This window comes from Evansella cellulosilytica DSM 2522 (assembly GCF_000177235.2).
Taxonomy (GTDB): domain Bacteria; phylum Bacillota; class Bacilli; order Bacillales; family Salisediminibacteriaceae; genus Evansella; species Evansella cellulosilytica.
In genome coordinates this window covers 3,416,561-3,433,533 of the sequence record NC_014829.1, presented here as the reverse complement: position 1 = coordinate 3,433,533, position 16,973 = coordinate 3,416,561, and the positions used below count along the sequence as shown (strand labels likewise).

Genomic DNA, 16,973 nt, shown 5'->3' with positions numbered 1-16,973 from the left:
CTAGAATGAAATAGTTCCCGTACAGTAGGAGGATTTACATTATGAGTCACGGAACAATATTTATGTTAGTACTGCTTGCAATCGGGATTTTTGCAAAAAATAGTTCACTCATTATTGCGGTTGCCTTTTTATTAGTGATACAGTGGATTGACCTTGGGGAAAAGGTTTTTCCCTTTTTGCAACAAAAAGGAATTCAAATTGGAGTTACCATTATTACGATAGCTGTACTTGTCCCTATTGTTACTGGTGAGATAGGGTTTAGAGAGCTACAGGGGGCATTAAAGTCTTCTTATGCTTGGATCGCACTTGCATCAGGCGTATTAGTTGCTGTTATAGCATCCAGTGGGATTGAACTTCTTAAAAGTGATCCACATATTACAGCAGCACTAGTCTTTGGAACGATATTGGCCGTCGCACTATTTAATGGAGTCGCTGTAGGTCCGTTAATAGGAGCTGGAATTGCTTATCTTGCAATGAAGGTCGTTGCTTTTTTTAGCTCATTTATTGGTTAAGTAGTTGTAAAGTTAAATATTCAAACAAATTAAAATAATGTTACAAGTCGGAATTTTTAGCTCTTTTATAAATAAAAAGTTCACAAAAATGTGAAAAATGGTATAATAAAAAACAAATGGTAAGTTTATTTACATACTTATTTATAATAATTAGTTAAGTAAGACGTTTGGTAACCGCTTACTTAAATGTTGTGTTATCCTTTGTTCAACAAACAATACGTTTGAAAGAAAGTATATTAATAAAATTTTATGTGAGGGTGTATAAATGAGTGATGTTTTTCATTCGTTTTTTTTGCGGAGCATTGTCTCCCAAATGATACATGATAAAATTTGAGTGAGAAAAATATACTCAAATAATATTGGGGAAAAGGAGAGGTAGATATGAGTACGACTAAGGGGTTAGAAGGTGTTGTTGCAACAACATCGAGTGTAAGTTCAATCATTGATGGAGTTCTAACGTATCACGGATATAACATTGATGATCTAGCGGATCACGCTAGTTTTGAAGAGGTTGTATATTTATTATGGAATCATCGACTTCCTAATGCAGCAGAACTTAAAGATTTCAAAGAAAAATTATCAGAAGCTGCGACTGTTCCTCAAGAAGTATTAGACCAATTGAAAACAATTCCTGTTGATTCTGTTCATCCGATGGCAGTTCTTAGAACAGCGGTTTCAAATCTAGCATTGTTTGATGATAGTGCTGACGATATGAGTGAGGATGCAAACAGAGAAAAAGCAATCAAGCTTCAAGCACAGCTACCAACTTTAGTTACAGCGTTCTCGAGAATCCGTGAAGGAAAAGAACCTGTTTCTCCTAAAAGCGACTTAAGCTTTTCCGCAAATTTCCTCTATATGTTAACTGGTAAAGAGCCTGATGAAATTTCAGAAAAAGCATTTAACAAAGCACTAGTACTACATGCAGATCACGAACTAAATGCTTCTACATTTACTGCGCGAGTCTGTGTTGCAACGTTATCAGATATGTATTCAGGGATTACCTCAGCAATTGGAGCGTTAAAAGGTCCTTTACATGGCGGGGCGAATGAGCGCGTAATGAAAATGCTTTCTGAAATTGGGGATGTAAGTAACGCTGAGTCATATATTAAAGATGCACTTTCAAGAAAAGTGAAAATTATGGGCTTTGGGCACCGTGTTTATAAAAATGGTGATCCAAGAGCAAAACATTTAAAGGAAATGTCTCGTCAATTAACACATATTACTGGAGAAACAAAATGGTATGAAATGAGTATAAAAATTGATGAAATTGTTAGTGGTGAAAAGGGCTTATTACCAAATGTAGATTTTTATTCTGCATCTGTATACCACAGCTTAGGTATTGAGCATGATCTTTTCACACCGATATTTGCGGTAAGTAGAGTTTCAGGATGGATTGCTCATATACTTGAGCAATATGATAATAATCGCCTTATCCGTCCAAGAGCTGAATATACAGGACCGTCAGTACAAAAGTGGCTTCCAGTGGAAGAAAGATAATGGTGTTGTGAATGATGGGAGGAGAGAGTACCTTATGGAACTCCTCTTCCCATTGGTTACATAAAGGGATGTTCTAGTAGAATTTCCTACTAAATCAAAATAACAAATAGAATTATCGGGAGGTATTTAGTATGACAGGAGAAAAAATAACAGTAAATAATGGGGTACTTAATGTTCCTAATCAACCAGTTATACCATACATCGAAGGAGATGGGATTGGTCCAGATATTTGGGCAGCGGCATCAAGAGTAATCGAAGCGGCTGTTGAAAAAGCGTATAATGGCGAAAAGAAGATTGAATGGAAAGAAGTACTAGCAGGTGAAAAAGCTTTTAACCAAACAGGAGAATGGCTTCCTAATGAAACGCTAGATACAATAAGAGAATACTTAATTGCCATTAAAGGTCCTTTAACAACACCAATTGGTGGAGGTTTTAGATCGTTAAACGTTGCTCTCCGACAAGAGCTAGATTTATTCGCTTGTGTACGACCAGTTAGATGGTTTGAAGGGGTTCCTTCACCAGTAAAGCGTCCAGAAGATACAGATATGGTCATTTTCCGTGAAAACACAGAGGACATTTATGCAGGTATTGAGTTCCAAAAAGGCTCAGACGAAGTGAAAAAATTAATAAATTTCCTACAGACAGAAATGGGAGCAACAAAGATTCGCTTCCCAGAAACGTCTGGAATCGGTGTAAAACCTGTTTCTGAAGAAGGGACACACCGCCTCGTCCGTTCAGCAATTCAATATGCTATTGATGAAGGACGAAAAAGTGTCACTCTAGTTCATAAAGGGAACATCATGAAATTTACGGAAGGTGCTTTTAAAAATTGGGGCTATGAATTAGCAGAGAAGGAATTTGGAGATAAAGTGTTCACATGGGCACAATACGATAAAATTGTAGAAGAAAGTGGTCGTGATGCTGCGAATGAAGCACAATCTAAAGCGGAAGCGGAAGGGAAAATTATTGTAAAAGATGCAATAGCGGACATTTTCCTACAGCAAATTTTAACACGTCCAAAAGAATTTGATGTCGTTGCTACGATGAACTTAAATGGGGATTACGTATCTGATGCACTTGCAGCGCAAGTAGGTGGAATCGGAATTGCACCTGGAGCAAACATCAATTACGACACAGGTCATGCAATTTTTGAAGCAACACATGGTACAGCTCCTAAATACGCAGGACTCGATAAAGTAAATCCATCGTCGGTACTATTATCAGGGGTGCTAATGTTACGACACTTAGGATGGACTGAAGCAGCAGACTTAATTGAGAACTCTATGGACAAAACAATAGGTAGTAAAGTAGTAACATATGATTTCGCTCGTTTAATGGAAGGCGCTACTGAAGTATCTTGCTCTGCATTTGGTACAGAATTAATTAATAATCTGTAATAAATGTGATTAATCGGAATATTAATCATTGGGGGGGGAGCAACATACATGGCTATTAAAAGAAGGAAGATTACAGTTGTTGGTGGGGGATTCACAGGAACAACAACAGCATTACTGGCAGCACAAAAGGAATTAGGAGATGTCGTATTAGTGGATATCCCGCAATCGGAAGGTCCTACTAAAGGTAAAGCGCTAGATATGTTGGAATCTAGTCCGGTACAAGGATTTGATGCCAATATTATAGGTACATCAGATTATAAGGATACGGAAGGCTCAGATATTGTAGTTATTACAGCTGGAATTCCAAGAAAACCAGGGATGAGTCGAGATGATTTAGTTGCAACGAATGCTGGGATAATGAAGTCAGTTACAAAGGAAATTGTAAAGTATTCGCCAGACTGCTTTATTATTGTTTTAACAAACCCTGTAGATGCGATGACTTATACAGTGTTTAAAGAATCCGGCTTACCTAAAAATCGAGTTATTGGTCAATCAGGGGTGCTTGACACAGCTCGATTCAGGACATTTGTTGCACAAGAATTAAACATATCTGTTGAAGATGTTACTGGGTTTGTACTAGGTGGACATGGTGATGACATGGTGCCAATGCTCCGTTATTCCTATGCTGGTGGTATTCCATTACAGTCTTTAATAGCTGAAGAACGATTAGAAGAAATTGTTGAACGTACGAGAAAAGGCGGCGGTGAAATTGTCAATCTACTAGGTACGGGCAGTGCTTATTTTGCGCCAGCGGCCTCCATCGTGCAAATGGTAGAAGCAATTTTGAAAGATAAAAAACGTATTTTGCCTTCAATCGCGTATTTAGAAGGTGAATACGGATACGAAGACATTTACTTAGGAGTTCCTACCATCCTCGGTGGCAGTGGAATTGAAAAAGTGATAGAACTTGATTTAAATGATGATGAGAAATCAGCATTAGCTAAATCAGTAGCTTCTGTAAAAAATGTCATGAATGTATTGGATAAGGCATAAACGTGTAAAATAATAAAGAGATCCAGATAATTTCTGGATTTCTTTATTTAACAATATTGTAAGCGCTTACTTTTTATCACGCAATGATTGTAAGGGGTGATTGTTTGTTTGCGAAAAAAAGAAAACTTGGCCAATTGATAGATCAATTGCATATAGGTCAAACTTTTGAAATGTCACAAGCCATCAATGATAAAGATATTTTATTATACTTAGGCTTCACAGATGATGCAAATCCAGTTTATATCCAGCATGATTATACAGCTAGAACTCCATATAAAAAGCCAATTGTTCCAAACGTGATGATAAATGGTATTGTAACAACTGTTATATCGATGCACTTACCGGGACCTGGGAGCACCATAAATAAATTAAATCTTTCCTATCCGCACCCTCTATATCACTATGGAACACTTTCATTGAAAATGAAAATAAAGGAAATTGATCATAGTAAACATAAAATCACCATTGAAGCTCTAGGAGTGAATGAAATAGAAGAAAAAGTGTTAGAAGGAGAAATAGAAGTAACTCCTCCTTATCCTTGGAAGCCGATGACACATGATGCGGGCAATTTTGAGAACTTTTAATTGATATGTTTTAGTCGAAGAGTGCGATGCTCATGGAGCAATCCGCTCTTTTTTGTTTTAATTTATTTCCAGTATTTGAGAGATATTTCGATTATCAAAAATGTGTTGTATTCTTTAGTGTTTTATCTCTCCTCAAAAGGGGAGAGTCTAAATGTAAATAAAATGAAGTTTAATCACCCGTTAGAAGAGTAACGCCATTCTGAGTGTCTATGAACAGAAGTTTAATATCCCATCATCAGAGCACCGCATGTCTGAGTGTACAAGAACTAATATTTAATATCCCATCATGAGAGGAATCCAAGTGTGAGTGTCTATGAACAGAAGTTTAATATCCCATCATGAGAGCACCGCATGTCTGAGTGTACATGAACAAATATTTAATATCCCATCATCATAGGAATCCAAGTGTGAGTGTCTATGAACGAATTAATCGCCATCAATAAAGGGAACTTACCTCACTTTATCTGAACCAACATTTAACTCCTCTTATATAGAAATGTCAAATAAAAGTAATATGTGTTCCTCTATTTTTTCAAACACAAACATTCTTTGCTATGTAGAGAAAAATTTGATTTGTCTAAATGCAAAAATATAGTAAGATAAAAGAAAATAAAAAATATAAAATCTTTTGGGGATATATAGCGAATGACATGATATCGTTGTAAACTGCAGTGATATCTATTAGGAGGAATTGTGATGGCACAGCACATACTAGTCGTAGATGATGAAGAATCTATTGTTACTTTACTTCAATTTAATTTGGAGCAAGGGGGATTTCAAGTTTCTACGGCGATGGATGGACAGACAGCACTTGATAAAGCACTAAATGAGTCATTCGATTTTATTGTATTAGATTTAATGCTTCCAGAAATGGATGGATTAGAAGTTTGTAAGCAGTTAAGACAAAATAAAATAATGACGCCTATCTTAATGTTAACAGCCAAGGACGACGAATTTGATAAAGTACTAGGTTTAGAGTTAGGCGCAGACGATTACTTAACAAAGCCATTTAGTCCAAGAGAGGTTGTAGCTAGAGTTAGGGCAATTTTAAGAAGAACGAAAGCAGCGAAGCGAAGTGAAAAGGATGATAATGAAAAAGAAAAAATAGTCATTGGTGATGTTGAAATTTATTCTGATAATTACGAAGTGTTTTTAAAAGGCAATCAGCTAGAGCTTACACCTAAAGAGTTCGAATTACTTTTGTACTTAGCTAATCATAAAGGGCGTGTCATGACAAGAGACCAGCTCTTAAATGCCGTTTGGAATTATGAATTTGTTGGTGATACAAGAATTGTAGATGTTCACATTAGTCACTTAAGAGAGAAAATAGAACCTAATACAAAAAAACCAATATATATAAAAACGATTCGAGGATTAGGTTATAAGTTAGAGGTACCGCTAAAAGATGAATAGTTTCCGAGCTAAACTCATTTTTCCGATTACACTCATAATTTTAATTGTGCTAACAAGTTTAGGTGTAATTTTAGGCCCTTTATTTAAGGAGTTTTACTTTGAGCGAATGAGTGAGCGAATTGCTAAAGAGACAGAAGTGGTCGCTTTATATATTGAAGACGTACCTTTAAGCGATCAAAAGCTTCTTGGTCAGAAAATGAATGCAATGGCCGATAGGCTTGAGATTAGAATTACAATGATTGATATGGATGGAAATGTCATTGGGGAAACGCATGGTGAAGCCGAGCTAATGGAGAACCACTTATCTCGTCCCGAAATTCAAAGAGTGAACGAACTTGGGGCAGGACAAGAAGTACGATTCAGTAATACGGTAAATAAAGAGCTACTTTATTATGCTATTCCATTTATCCAATCAGGTGAGCAAACAGCTTATATTAGGACAGGTATACCAATAGAACAATTAAATTCTATGTATCAAAATATATGGGGTGTCATTTTCGTTAGTTTTTTAATAGGATTTGTTGTGATTGTTGTTTTAATTACTAAAATAACGAATCAACAGCTTACACCTATAGAAGATGCACGAATAGTTGCTAATCAATTGGCGAAAGGAAATTTTTCTGTTAGAACGTATGAAGGTATTCCAAACGAAGCGGGACAATTGAATCGTTCTTTAAATGTATTAGCAGAAAATTTATCACATATTACGAAAACGTATGAAGTACAGCAAGATAGACTTGAAACGTTAATTGATAATATGGGCAGTGGCTTACTACTTATTAATTCTAAAGGGGATATAACGTTAGTAAATAAAACATGCCAATCAATTTTTCAAGAAAATACGGATCACTGGATTAATAAATTGTATTACCAAGTTATTAAGCATAGGGAAGTCATCAAGTTTATCCAGGAAATATTGTTAACAGAGAAAAGAATTAAAAAACATTTAGCACTACCTATAGGTATTGAGATTAGACATTTTGATGTTTACGGTGCACCAATTATCGGTTCTGATTTAAGTCTTACTGGTATAGTTCTTGTTTTTCACGATATAACCGAATTGAAAAAGCTTGAGCAGGCTAGAAAAGATTTTGTTGCAAATGTGTCTCATGAACTGAAAACACCAGTTACATCACTTAAAGGATTCACAGAAACACTTCTCTCTGGAGCCGTACATGATGAGCAGTTAAGAGAGAAATTTCTAACGATTATCTCTAATGAATCAGAAAGGCTAGAATCTCTCATTCATGATTTATTGGAACTCTCAAAGATAGAAGGATCACAATTCGTATTGAATTGGGATTTGGTGAATATCGATGTTTTATTAAGTGATGTTTTTATGATGTTAGAGAGTAAAGCTCAAAATAAAAATATTCATTTTTCAAAAGAAGTAATTGGTGACACTGTCATAGAGGCTGATGCACATCGTATAAAACAAGTTTTTATTAACATTATCAATAACGCGATCATGTACACACCGAACGATGGAGAAGTTCATGTAAAAGTCATCGAAAAGGCTGAAACAGTTATTGTGGAGGTGCAAGATACAGGTATTGGTATTAGCAAGAAAGAAATTCCGAGAATTTTTGAGCGTTTTTACCGTGTTGATCGTGCACGTAGTCGTAACTCTGGAGGAACAGGATTAGGGTTAGCAATCGTAAAACATTTAATTGAAGCTCATAGAGCAACAATGAGTGTAGATAGTGAAGTTGGTCAAGGGACGACTTTTAAAATGGAATTTAAAAAGCAACAAGAAAAGAAGTTTCATTAATTTTTTACGTTAGCTTAATATTTCATTTACAAAGGGGTGTTATAGTAAATCTAGCTATACATCCCCTTAGGAACGAATGTCTATATAGACTTCGTTCTCTTTTTTTAAGATAAGTATAAATTTGGCAGTGGAATTTTTTCGCCGTGCGTACTAGCGAGAAGAGTAGTACTTTAAGAGCTACGATTTCCACTGCTTCTAAGAAAAGACTAAAAACGGGCTTTGAGGAGGGCACTGAAAAAGTACAAAACACCTTTTTCAGTGCCCTTGCTTCAAAATCGTTTTTAGTTTTTCTTATTTTGCAATGTGAAACTCTGCGTCGCTATTTACTCCAGAATACTCGATTGTCGAAGGCATACTAATAAAAGACCTATAACAAGCTTCATGAAGCTTGTTATAAGTTTTTCTTAAATGATAAAATAAGTAAAAGGTTGGAATAATGAGCCTATACTTTTTAATGAGGTGTTTAATTATGAATAAACTCGTCTTAGTGGACGGAAATAGTATCGCGTATCGTGCTTTTTTTGCATTGCCATTGTTAAATAATGAAAAAGGTGTATTTACAAATGCAGTTTATGGTTTTACTACAATGCTTTTAAAGATATTAGAAGAAGAAAAACCGACACATATGCTTGTTGCGTTTGATGCAGGGAAAACGACATTTCGTCATAATACATACAAAGAATATAAAGGTAAACGTCAGAAAACTCCAGGAGAACTAGCGGAACAGCTCCCAGTGATGAGAGATTTGTTGAAGGCTTTTAATATTACATATTATGAAGTGGAAAACTATGAAGCAGATGACATTATTGGAACACTTTCAACAAAAGCCTCGAAAAGTAATTGGGAAGTTAAGATTGTTAGTGGTGATAAAGATTTATTACAGCTAGTGTCCGAGAATGTAAAAGTAGCATTAACTAGAAAAGGAATCACGAATGTGGACACATATGATTTGCAGATGATTGATGAAAAATATGGGATTAAACCTGAGCAAATCATAGACATGAAGGGACTAATGGGTGATGCCTCTGACAATATTCCTGGTGTACCAGGTGTTGGAGAAAAAACAGCCCTAAAGCTTTTAAAGCAATTTGGAACAGTTGAAAAGCTTTATGAATCATTAGAAGATGTCTCTGGGAAAAAGTTAAAGGAAAAGCTAGCGGAGAACAAAGACAACGCATTTATGAGTAAAAAGCTTGCAACAATTGAGTTAAATAGTCCTGTTACTATCGATTTTGAAGATACAAAGCTTACTGATCCTAACAATAAAGAAGTAACCGCTTTGTTTAAAGAGCTAGAATTTAACTCACTTCTTGAAAGGATTGACCAAGAAGAAGAGGCAGAGCAGCCATTGGTAGATGTAGACGTGGAGGTAGTTCATACTATAACAGAGGACATGCTATATAGTCCTTCGGCAATTGTTGTCGAAGTGTTGGAAGAGAACTACCACAACGCAGAAATTGTAGGTATCTCTATTGTAAATGAAGTTGGTAGTTACTACATTCCAACTGAAGTAGCAATCAATAGTGACATGTTTAAAAAATGGGCAAATGATGAGAAAAACGAAAAATGGATTTTTAATGCAAAACAAGCAATCGTATCTTTAGGGTGGAACGATATCTCTTTAAGAGGTGTTACGTTCGACATACAAATTGCATCTTATTTAATTGATCCTTCCGCTAGCTCACATGAAATGGCAGATATTTCAAATAGGAAACGAAGCTATACGGTGAAATCGGATGAAGCTGTTTACGGGAAAGGGAAAAAGCGCCAAGTCCCAGAAGAGGAAATCGTGGCTCAGCATTTAGTTAGAAAAGCTGCGGCTATTAATGTATTGAAAGAAGAGTTAGAAAGTGAACTAAAAGAGAATGAGCAATTTGAGCTTTTTAAAGATTTAGAAATGCCATTGTCTATTGTGTTAGGCCACATGGAGATGAATGGTATTAGTATAAATAAAGAAGAGCTTCTTCAGATGGGAGAAACGTTAAGTGATAAACTAAGTACGATGGAAAAAGAGATTCATGAGCTAGCAGGGGTCGAATTTAACATTAATTCTCCGAAGCAATTGGGTGAAATATTATTTGATAAACTGCAATTACCAGTTGTTAAAAAGACGAAGACAGGTTATTCGACATCGGCTGATGTATTAGAACAGTTAAGGGACAAGCATGAGATTGTGGAGAAAATTTTACTGTACCGTCAACTTGGTAAGTTAAATTCAACCTACATTGAAGGATTACTAAAAGTCATACACCAAAAGTCTGGAAAGATTCACACTATATTTAACCAGGCATTAACACAAACAGGGAGACTAAGCTCAACAGAGCCTAACCTTCAAAACATTCCAATTCGACTTGAGGAAGGAAGAAAAATAAGACGAGCATTTGTGCCTGAAAGAGAAAATGCAGTTATTTTTGCTGCTGATTATTCACAAATTGAGCTTCGTGTTTTAGCACATATATCAAACGATGAAAATTTAACAAATGCCTTCAAAGAAAATATGGATGTGCATACGAAAACAGCGATGGATGTATTTCATGTTTCAGCAGATGAAGTGACGAGCTTAATGAGAAGAACAGCAAAAGCAGTCAATTTCGGAATTGTATACGGCATTAGTGATTATGGTCTATCACAAAACTTAGGGATTACCCGTAAAGAAGCGAAAAAGTTTATTGACCGTTACTTCGATAGCTATCCAGGAGTGAAGGAGTATATGGAATCGATTGTGGAGGAAGCGCGTGTTAATGGCTATGTTACGACGATGCTTCATAGAAGAAGGTATTTACCCGAAATTACTTCTAGAAACTTTAATTTAAGAAGTTTTGCTGAACGTACCGCAATGAATACCCCTATACAGGGAAGTGCAGCTGATATTATTAAAAAAGCAATGGTGAAAATGGAAGAAGAGATGAAGGAAAAAGGATTGAAGTCTACGCTCCTATTACAAGTACATGATGAATTGATATTTGAAGTAGTTCAAGAGGAAATTGAGACGATGAAAGAGTTAGTTCCAAAGGTGATGGAGAATGCTGTTAACCTGGCAGTTCCTTTAAAGGTTGATTTTTCATTTGGAGATACATGGTACGACGCAAAGTAATGGAGCCAATGAGAAGGTGAGAAAAAATGCCCGAATTACCAGAGGTCGAAACAGTAAAACGAACGTTAAAAAAGTTAATCTTAAATGAGACAATAAAAGATGTACGAGTTTCCTGGCCAAAGATCATTAAGGAGCCAGACGATATTGATGAATTTAGACTAAAACTAATTGGACAAACGTTTCACGATATTAAAAGAAGAGGGAAGTTCCTTGTTTTTCTATTAGATGACTATGCGCTAATTTCTCACCTACGTATGGAAGGGAGATACGGCATCTTTTCTGAAGACGAAGAGCCAGATAAACATACACACGTTCGATTTATTTTAGAAAGTAATAAAGAACTACGCTATCGAGATGTGCGTAAGTTTGGGACGATGCACTTATTCCCAAAGGGAGAAGAGTACAATCACTTACCATTAATACAGTTAGGAGTGGAACCATTTTCAAATGAGTTCACGCCTGAACGTTTATATCATCTTTTAAATAAGACAACAAGAAATATTAAAGCGACCCTTTTAGATCAGACATATGTCGTTGGATTAGGAAATATTTATGTTGATGAGGCATTGTTTCGAGCTAATATCCATCCAGAGGTTGCAAGTAATGAACTTAATACCAATGATGTGAAAAAGCTTCACAAAAGTATTGTTGATACGTTAGAAGAAGCTGTTAATATGGGTGGCTCCTCTATAAAAACATACGTAAATGGTCAAGGAGAAATGGGGATGTTTCAGCAAACACTTTACGTGTATGGTCGAAAAGGAATGGAATGTAAAGTGTGTGGAGACGAAATTGTAAAAAACGTTGTTAGTGGAAGAGGAACTCATACGTGTCCATCCTGCCAAAAGGTACGTAATCATTGATGAGGGACATGATAAATTGTAAACATTTTTAAAAGATGAAGCGAACTTTCATTTTTCAAGTACATTGGAAAGGCTCTAACCATATACTATCGTATCACTGATAGGAAGGAGCTCATGCCAATGGCGGAAATGATCTCGCTTTTTCTTCTTGCATTCGCTGTTAGTATGGATAGCTTTGGAGTCGGTTTGACGTACGGATTAAGAAAAATGAAGTTACCTTTTTCTTCCTTACTGTTTATAGCTGGCTTTTCAGCTTTTTCTATTTTAATTGCAATGGCGATAGGTAGTGGGTTACAGCAACTAATTTCCACTAGCGTAGCAGAGTCAATTGGTGGCATTATACTAATAGGGATTGGTGCTTGGGCGATATATCAATCGTACCGACCAGCAAAAACTGAAAAGAAAACAAAAAAAGAAAAAGAAACATTAATTAATCTAGAAATAAAAACGTTAGGTATCGTTATAAAAATATTAAGAAAGCCTATGGTAGCAGATTTAGATAACTCGGGTGCTATTACTGGAAAAGAGGCACTATTACTAGGGCTAGCATTGTCATTAGATGCTTTTGGTGCAGGAATAGGCGCTTCTCTTATCGGACTTTCACCTTGGCTAATGGCAATTAGCGTTGGTGTAATGTGTGGGGTGTTCTTAAGCCTTGGTATGAAAAGTGGTTGGTTATTTTCAGGTATAAAGTGGATACAACGCTTTTCTTTTTTACCAGGTTTATTACTTATTATTATTGGGGTGTGGCAACTGTAATCACACCCCTTTATACATATCATGACTAGGACAAGGAGGTATCACATGATTATCGGACTTACTGGAGGCATAGCTACAGGGAAGTCTACTGTCTCCCTTATGCTAAAGGAGAAAGGATTTCCAATAGTAGATGCAGATCAAATAGCAAAAGAAGCTGTAATGCCTAAACGTGAAGCTTACATCAAAATTGTGGAAACCTTTGGAGAAGGCATTTTATTGCATGACACGTCTATTGATCGAAAAAAGCTTGGTTCAATTATTTTTAAAGATGAAGGGAAAAGAAAAGCACTGAATGATATCGTTCATCCCGTTGTTAGAAGAAAAATGAAAGAAGAAACGAATATGTATAAAAAAAATGGTTATAAAACTGTTATTTTAGATATCCCTTTATTAATAGAGAGTAACCTTCTTTCTCTTGTCGAGAAGGTATTACTAGTATATGTCCCTCAAACGATACAGTTAAGACGCCTCATGACTCGTGATTCATCAACGGAAAAAGAAGCACTTAGCCGAATACATGCACAAATACCAATTGACGAAAAGAAAAAATACGCAAATGCAATTATCTACAATGATGGCACATTTGAAGACACTAAAAAGCAATTAAATGAACTCATTCACCGCTGGCAATTAATATGCAAATAAATTTAGCATCTCCATTTGTTACTTCTGTGAATGAAAGTGTATCTTTTTACACGTTACACTTCATAATAACGTTAGACAACATATATGGAGGTAAGTGAATGAATACTAGCATTACACATTACATGATGAACGTAAAAGAGACAGTCGAGGAAGCGCAAAAGGAATTATTAGATATAAAAATAATAAGAGAATACGATCCAACAGAGTATAGTTATGCGTTCAAACAATTAAAGGAATTAGAAGAAGAGGCAAGTGTCCTTTTAGAAACCGCTACTCCTGAAGAGCAAGTAGCTATTCGTGAGGCGAGAGACCTCGTACTTTACACACAAGAAGTAATGACAAGAGGAATATAGTTTTTTGAGTGAATAAAAGTTCTTCAAACCCATACACAGCAAGCTTATGGTTGATAACATTGTTTTTCCTCGTGCTATGTGTGAAAAAGCGAATAGCAAGTTGTAAAGGGGTTGTGACTCTTATGAATACGATGGGCAGGCATGTTATTGCAGAATTAAAGGATTGTAACTTAGAAAAATTAATTGATATGCAATACATGGAAAGGGTTTTTGTGGATGCGGCACTAGAAGCGGGTGCGGAAGTAAGAGAAGTAGTATTTCATAAATTTGCACCATACGGAATAAGTGGAGTAGTGATCATTAGTGAGTCACACTTAACTATTCATAGTTTTCCGGAGCATAAATATGCTAGCATTGATATTTACACTTGTGGAGATCTAGACCCGCATGTTGCAGCAAACTATATTATGGGATCTCTAGAAGCAAAGTCGACACAATCGTTAGAATTATCTCGAGGTATAGGTCCTATCAAAATAAATCAATAAGAAAAGGGTAGATAAGGAGAAAGTGCAAAACTTTCAAAAACTGTTTTAAATTAGCTTTTAACATTTCATTAATGTGACACCAAATTACCGATGGTGTCACATTCCTTATGCATTAACTTTTCATTATTTCCATCTAATTTTAATTGAATAAAGTCTTATTTCTTGCTATTCTTAAATTGGTAAGGTGGGATGATAAAATGGGAATAATACAAAAAGCAAAATTGTATTTAGGAAATCATACAGAAACGAAGGAAAATCATTTTGATGAAAAGTTAAGGACACGGTATTACAAAGCAATGAAAGATAAAGTTATTGCAGAAATCGAAGGTGTAATAAATCAGCGCCAAGGTTATGAAATAGCTAGAGTTGAAGAGGATCGTGGAGAAGTAATTGTGAAAGTAAAGAAAGGAAAGAAGAAGTTAATTGTTTTTACTGTTATTATGGTAAGACCAAATAAAACAGCTGTGGATATTTCAGTAGATACAGATACGGTGCTATTTACTGATTTTGGACATAGTCGTCATGTTATTTATGGGATTTATGAAGATTTAGACAAGCGACTAACTTTTATAGGTAGTGGCTTAGGAGACGAGCTTATTAAATATTAATTAACGGATAAAGACCAATCGGAGATGATCAACATATGATTTGTCCAAGCTGTCATCATAATGGGACAAGGGTCTTAGATTCAAGGCCGAGTGATGAAGGGCATTCCATTCGCCGCCGTAGAGAGTGTGAGGAATGTAGCTACCGTTTTACAACCTTTGAACGTGTTGAAAAAACACCATTAATTGTTGTGAAAAAAGGTGGAAATAGAGAAGAATTTAGTAGAGAGAAAGTATTGAGAGGTCTTATTCGTGCTTGTGAAAAACGTCCAGTCCCGTTAGAAAAGCTTGAAAAACTTGTAGAAGATGTTGAAAAAGAGATTCGCAACAAGGGATTATCAGAGGTACCATCTAATGAAATTGGTGAACAAGTAATGGAGCATCTCGTTGTATTAGATGATGTTGCATATGTGCGGTTTGCTTCTGTTTATCGACAGTTTAAAGATATAAACGTATTTGTTGAAGAACTTAAAGAACTATTAGATAGGGAAAATAAAAAGTAGAATGATGATCTTGGAGCGAAGTGAACGCTCCTTTTTTATCTTTATCGACTATATATATATCTATTACTAACTTTAAAGAAGAAAAGGTGAAGGCTTTGCATTGGAAAGAAATTTTACCGTCTGATCGATTTATTGCTTATATGAAGGATCGCTTACACGAAACAGATAGAGATGTATTAACGTTACTATATCAACCGTTAATAGGAGCTACAGCTTTTAGTTTATATATGACGTTAGCAAGCGAGTTAAGTAGGCATGTAGGTAAAAAAATTGAGCGAACACATAAAACATTAATGATCTATACGGGAAAGCACCTTGATGAAATTTTTCAAGAGCGAAAAAAGCTAGAAGCAATAGGATTGTTAAAAGTATATAGAGAAAAACAGACAGATGAATTTGTTCATTATTATGAATTACAACCTCCAATGTCACCAGAATCCTTTTTTTTAGATGATATGTTGAGTGTCTTTTTATATAATCGAATCGGAAGTAAAGACAGATATATTCAGCTACGTAACTGCTTTAAAGTAGAACAAGTCGATATTAGCAATCATGAAGATATTACGAGATCATTTGATCAAGTATTTACTTCTCTACATCCTTCAGAATTAAATAGTGTACACCCAGATATGGATGATGTTTTAACAAGAAGTGACGCTCTTGAGGGACGCAAGAAGAATGAAAATTACATTATTGAAGGAATTGATTTTGACTTTAACGCCTTTTTATCATTTTTGCCTCCATTTGTAGTGAAGGATGGGCTATTAAAACGAGATAAAAAAGCATTAATTTATAAAATGGCATTTTTATATAAATTAACCCCTAATGAAATGAGTAAGGTTGTCCAAGATTCCATTTTGCATACCGATGAGTTAGATGAAGAAGAATTCAAAAAACAAGTGAAACGTAGGTACCGTATGAATGAAATCGATAAGCCACCTACACTTGGCTTACGAGTACATCCGGAAGCGCTACGTACGATAGAAAAACCTAAAACAGCAGAAGAAGAACAAATTTATTACTTCGAAACGACATCACCAATTGAATTTATGCAGGACTGGGGAAATGGTGCTAAAGTTTCGCCAAGCGATTTAGAGATAATTGAAAAGCTCATGTTTGATTATAAGCTTGAACCTGGTGTTGTAAATGTTTTACTTGAATATATTTTTATTATGCATGATAAAAAATTAAATAAAAACTTAGCATATAAAATTGCCAGTCACTGGGCGCGAGCGAATTTAAAGACGGTGAAAGAAGCGATGAATTTTGCTAGGAAAGAATATGATAAAATAGAAAGCTTCCAAAAAAGTAAAGAAACGAAGGCGGCTAATACGATAAAGAATACTTCTAAAAATGTACGCCAAGAACCTTTGCCTAAATGGATGACGGAAGATAAGTGGAAAAGCAAAACAGAAAGTGCAGAACAATTGTCAGAAGCTAAAAAGAAAGTGGAATTATATAAAGAAATGTTAAAGAACTCGAAGAAGGAGGGATAAAAG

At 35.5% G+C, this 16,973-nt stretch carries 16 protein-coding genes; all 16 read left to right on the top strand.

Going from position 1 to position 16,973, the window contains the following annotated elements:
• Nucleotides 1-41: 41 nt before the first annotated feature.
• Nucleotides 42-512 (top strand): DUF441 domain-containing protein, encoded by a 471-nt coding sequence (locus tag BCELL_RS15905; RefSeq protein WP_013489794.1) that lies wholly within the window; start codon nucleotides 42-44, stop codon nucleotides 510-512.
• 381 nt (nucleotides 513-893) lie between these two features.
• On the top strand, nucleotides 894-2,009 hold the full coding sequence (gene citZ, locus BCELL_RS15900; protein WP_013489793.1) for a citrate synthase: 1,116 nt from the start codon (nucleotides 894-896) through the stop codon (nucleotides 2,007-2,009).
• A 131-nt stretch (nucleotides 2,010-2,140) separates the two neighbouring features.
• Nucleotides 2,141-3,406, top strand: a complete 1,266-nt coding sequence (gene icd, locus BCELL_RS15895) for an NADP-dependent isocitrate dehydrogenase (protein WP_013489792.1) — start codon at nucleotides 2,141-2,143, stop codon at nucleotides 3,404-3,406.
• Between the two features lie 48 nt (nucleotides 3,407-3,454).
• The gene (gene mdh, locus BCELL_RS15890) at nucleotides 3,455-4,399 is read left to right on the top strand and encodes a malate dehydrogenase (RefSeq protein WP_013489791.1); all 945 of its coding nucleotides are present in this window, start codon (nucleotides 3,455-3,457) and stop codon (nucleotides 4,397-4,399) included.
• Nucleotides 4,400-4,503: 104 nt separating this feature from the next.
• A complete protein-coding gene (locus BCELL_RS15885; protein ID WP_013489790.1) occupies nucleotides 4,504-4,983 on the top strand; it encodes a hotdog family protein in 480 nt (159 codons plus the stop codon).
• Between the two features lie 696 nt (nucleotides 4,984-5,679).
• Nucleotides 5,680-6,396, top strand: a complete 717-nt coding sequence (locus BCELL_RS15880; protein WP_013489789.1) for a response regulator transcription factor — start codon at nucleotides 5,680-5,682, stop codon at nucleotides 6,394-6,396.
• The gene (pnpS, locus tag BCELL_RS15875; RefSeq protein ID WP_013489788.1) at nucleotides 6,389-8,167 is read left to right on the top strand and encodes a two-component system histidine kinase PnpS; all 1,779 of its coding nucleotides are present in this window, start codon (nucleotides 6,389-6,391) and stop codon (nucleotides 8,165-8,167) included. The genes BCELL_RS15880 and pnpS overlap by 8 nt, the downstream gene beginning before the upstream one ends.
• A 469-nt stretch (nucleotides 8,168-8,636) precedes the next feature.
• On the top strand, nucleotides 8,637-11,261 hold the full coding sequence (polA, locus tag BCELL_RS15870) for a DNA polymerase I (protein ID WP_013489787.1): 2,625 nt from the start codon (nucleotides 8,637-8,639) through the stop codon (nucleotides 11,259-11,261).
• 26 nt (nucleotides 11,262-11,287) lie between these two features.
• Nucleotides 11,288-12,124 (top strand): DNA-formamidopyrimidine glycosylase, encoded by an 837-nt coding sequence (gene mutM / locus BCELL_RS15865; RefSeq protein WP_013489786.1) that lies wholly within the window; start codon nucleotides 11,288-11,290, stop codon nucleotides 12,122-12,124.
• Between the two features lie 120 nt (nucleotides 12,125-12,244).
• A complete protein-coding gene (gene ytaF, locus BCELL_RS15860; protein WP_013489785.1) occupies nucleotides 12,245-12,883 on the top strand; it encodes a sporulation membrane protein YtaF in 639 nt (212 codons plus the stop codon).
• 45 nt (nucleotides 12,884-12,928) lie between these two features.
• Complete coding sequence (coaE, locus tag BCELL_RS15855; RefSeq protein ID WP_013489784.1) at nucleotides 12,929-13,528, top strand: dephospho-CoA kinase; 600 nt, start codon at nucleotides 12,929-12,931, stop codon at nucleotides 13,526-13,528.
• Nucleotides 13,529-13,626: 98 nt separating this feature from the next.
• Nucleotides 13,627-13,881, top strand: coding sequence for a DUF2524 family protein (locus BCELL_RS15850; RefSeq protein WP_013489783.1), 255 nt, complete (start codon nucleotides 13,627-13,629; stop codon nucleotides 13,879-13,881).
• A 122-nt stretch (nucleotides 13,882-14,003) separates the two neighbouring features.
• Nucleotides 14,004-14,366 (top strand): adenosylmethionine decarboxylase, encoded by a 363-nt coding sequence (speD, locus tag BCELL_RS15845; RefSeq protein ID WP_013489782.1) that lies wholly within the window; start codon nucleotides 14,004-14,006, stop codon nucleotides 14,364-14,366.
• A gap of 197 nt (nucleotides 14,367-14,563) precedes the next feature.
• Nucleotides 14,564-14,974 carry a hypothetical protein gene (locus BCELL_RS15840; RefSeq protein ID WP_013489781.1) on the top strand — a complete coding sequence of 137 codons (411 nt, stop codon included), beginning with the start codon at nucleotides 14,564-14,566 and terminating at the stop codon, nucleotides 14,972-14,974.
• 35 nt (nucleotides 14,975-15,009) lie between these two features.
• Nucleotides 15,010-15,474: a transcriptional regulator NrdR gene (nrdR, locus tag BCELL_RS15835; protein ID WP_013489780.1), complete on the top strand. Its 465-nt coding sequence runs from the start codon at nucleotides 15,010-15,012 to the stop codon at nucleotides 15,472-15,474.
• A gap of 95 nt (nucleotides 15,475-15,569) precedes the next feature.
• On the top strand, nucleotides 15,570-16,970 hold the full coding sequence (locus BCELL_RS15830; RefSeq protein WP_041809120.1) for a replication initiation and membrane attachment family protein: 1,401 nt from the start codon (nucleotides 15,570-15,572) through the stop codon (nucleotides 16,968-16,970).
• Nucleotides 16,971-16,973: the final 3 nt, after the last annotated feature.

Coding starts and splice junctions, on each gene's coding strand:
- mutM (WP_013489786.1), top strand. CDS start 11,288: ATGCCCGAATTACCAGAGGTCGAAACAGTAAAACGAACGTTAAAAAAG.
- ytaF (WP_013489785.1), top strand. CDS start 12,245: ATGGCGGAAATGATCTCGCTTTTTCTTCTTGCATTCGCTGTTAGTATG.
- BCELL_RS15905 (WP_013489794.1), top strand. CDS start 42: ATGAGTCACGGAACAATATTTATGTTAGTACTGCTTGCAATCGGGATT.
- speD (WP_013489782.1), top strand. CDS start 14,004: ATGAATACGATGGGCAGGCATGTTATTGCAGAATTAAAGGATTGTAAC.
- BCELL_RS15880 (WP_013489789.1), top strand. CDS start 5,680: ATGGCACAGCACATACTAGTCGTAGATGATGAAGAATCTATTGTTACT.
- icd (WP_013489792.1), top strand. CDS start 2,141: ATGACAGGAGAAAAAATAACAGTAAATAATGGGGTACTTAATGTTCCT.
- mdh (WP_013489791.1), top strand. CDS start 3,455: ATGGCTATTAAAAGAAGGAAGATTACAGTTGTTGGTGGGGGATTCACA.
- BCELL_RS15850 (WP_013489783.1), top strand. CDS start 13,627: ATGAATACTAGCATTACACATTACATGATGAACGTAAAAGAGACAGTC.
- polA (WP_013489787.1), top strand. CDS start 8,637: ATGAATAAACTCGTCTTAGTGGACGGAAATAGTATCGCGTATCGTGCT.
- BCELL_RS15840 (WP_013489781.1), top strand. CDS start 14,564: ATGGGAATAATACAAAAAGCAAAATTGTATTTAGGAAATCATACAGAA.
- coaE (WP_013489784.1), top strand. CDS start 12,929: ATGATTATCGGACTTACTGGAGGCATAGCTACAGGGAAGTCTACTGTC.
- nrdR (WP_013489780.1), top strand. CDS start 15,010: ATGATTTGTCCAAGCTGTCATCATAATGGGACAAGGGTCTTAGATTCA.
- pnpS (WP_013489788.1), top strand. CDS start 6,389: ATGAATAGTTTCCGAGCTAAACTCATTTTTCCGATTACACTCATAATT.
- citZ (WP_013489793.1), top strand. CDS start 894: ATGAGTACGACTAAGGGGTTAGAAGGTGTTGTTGCAACAACATCGAGT.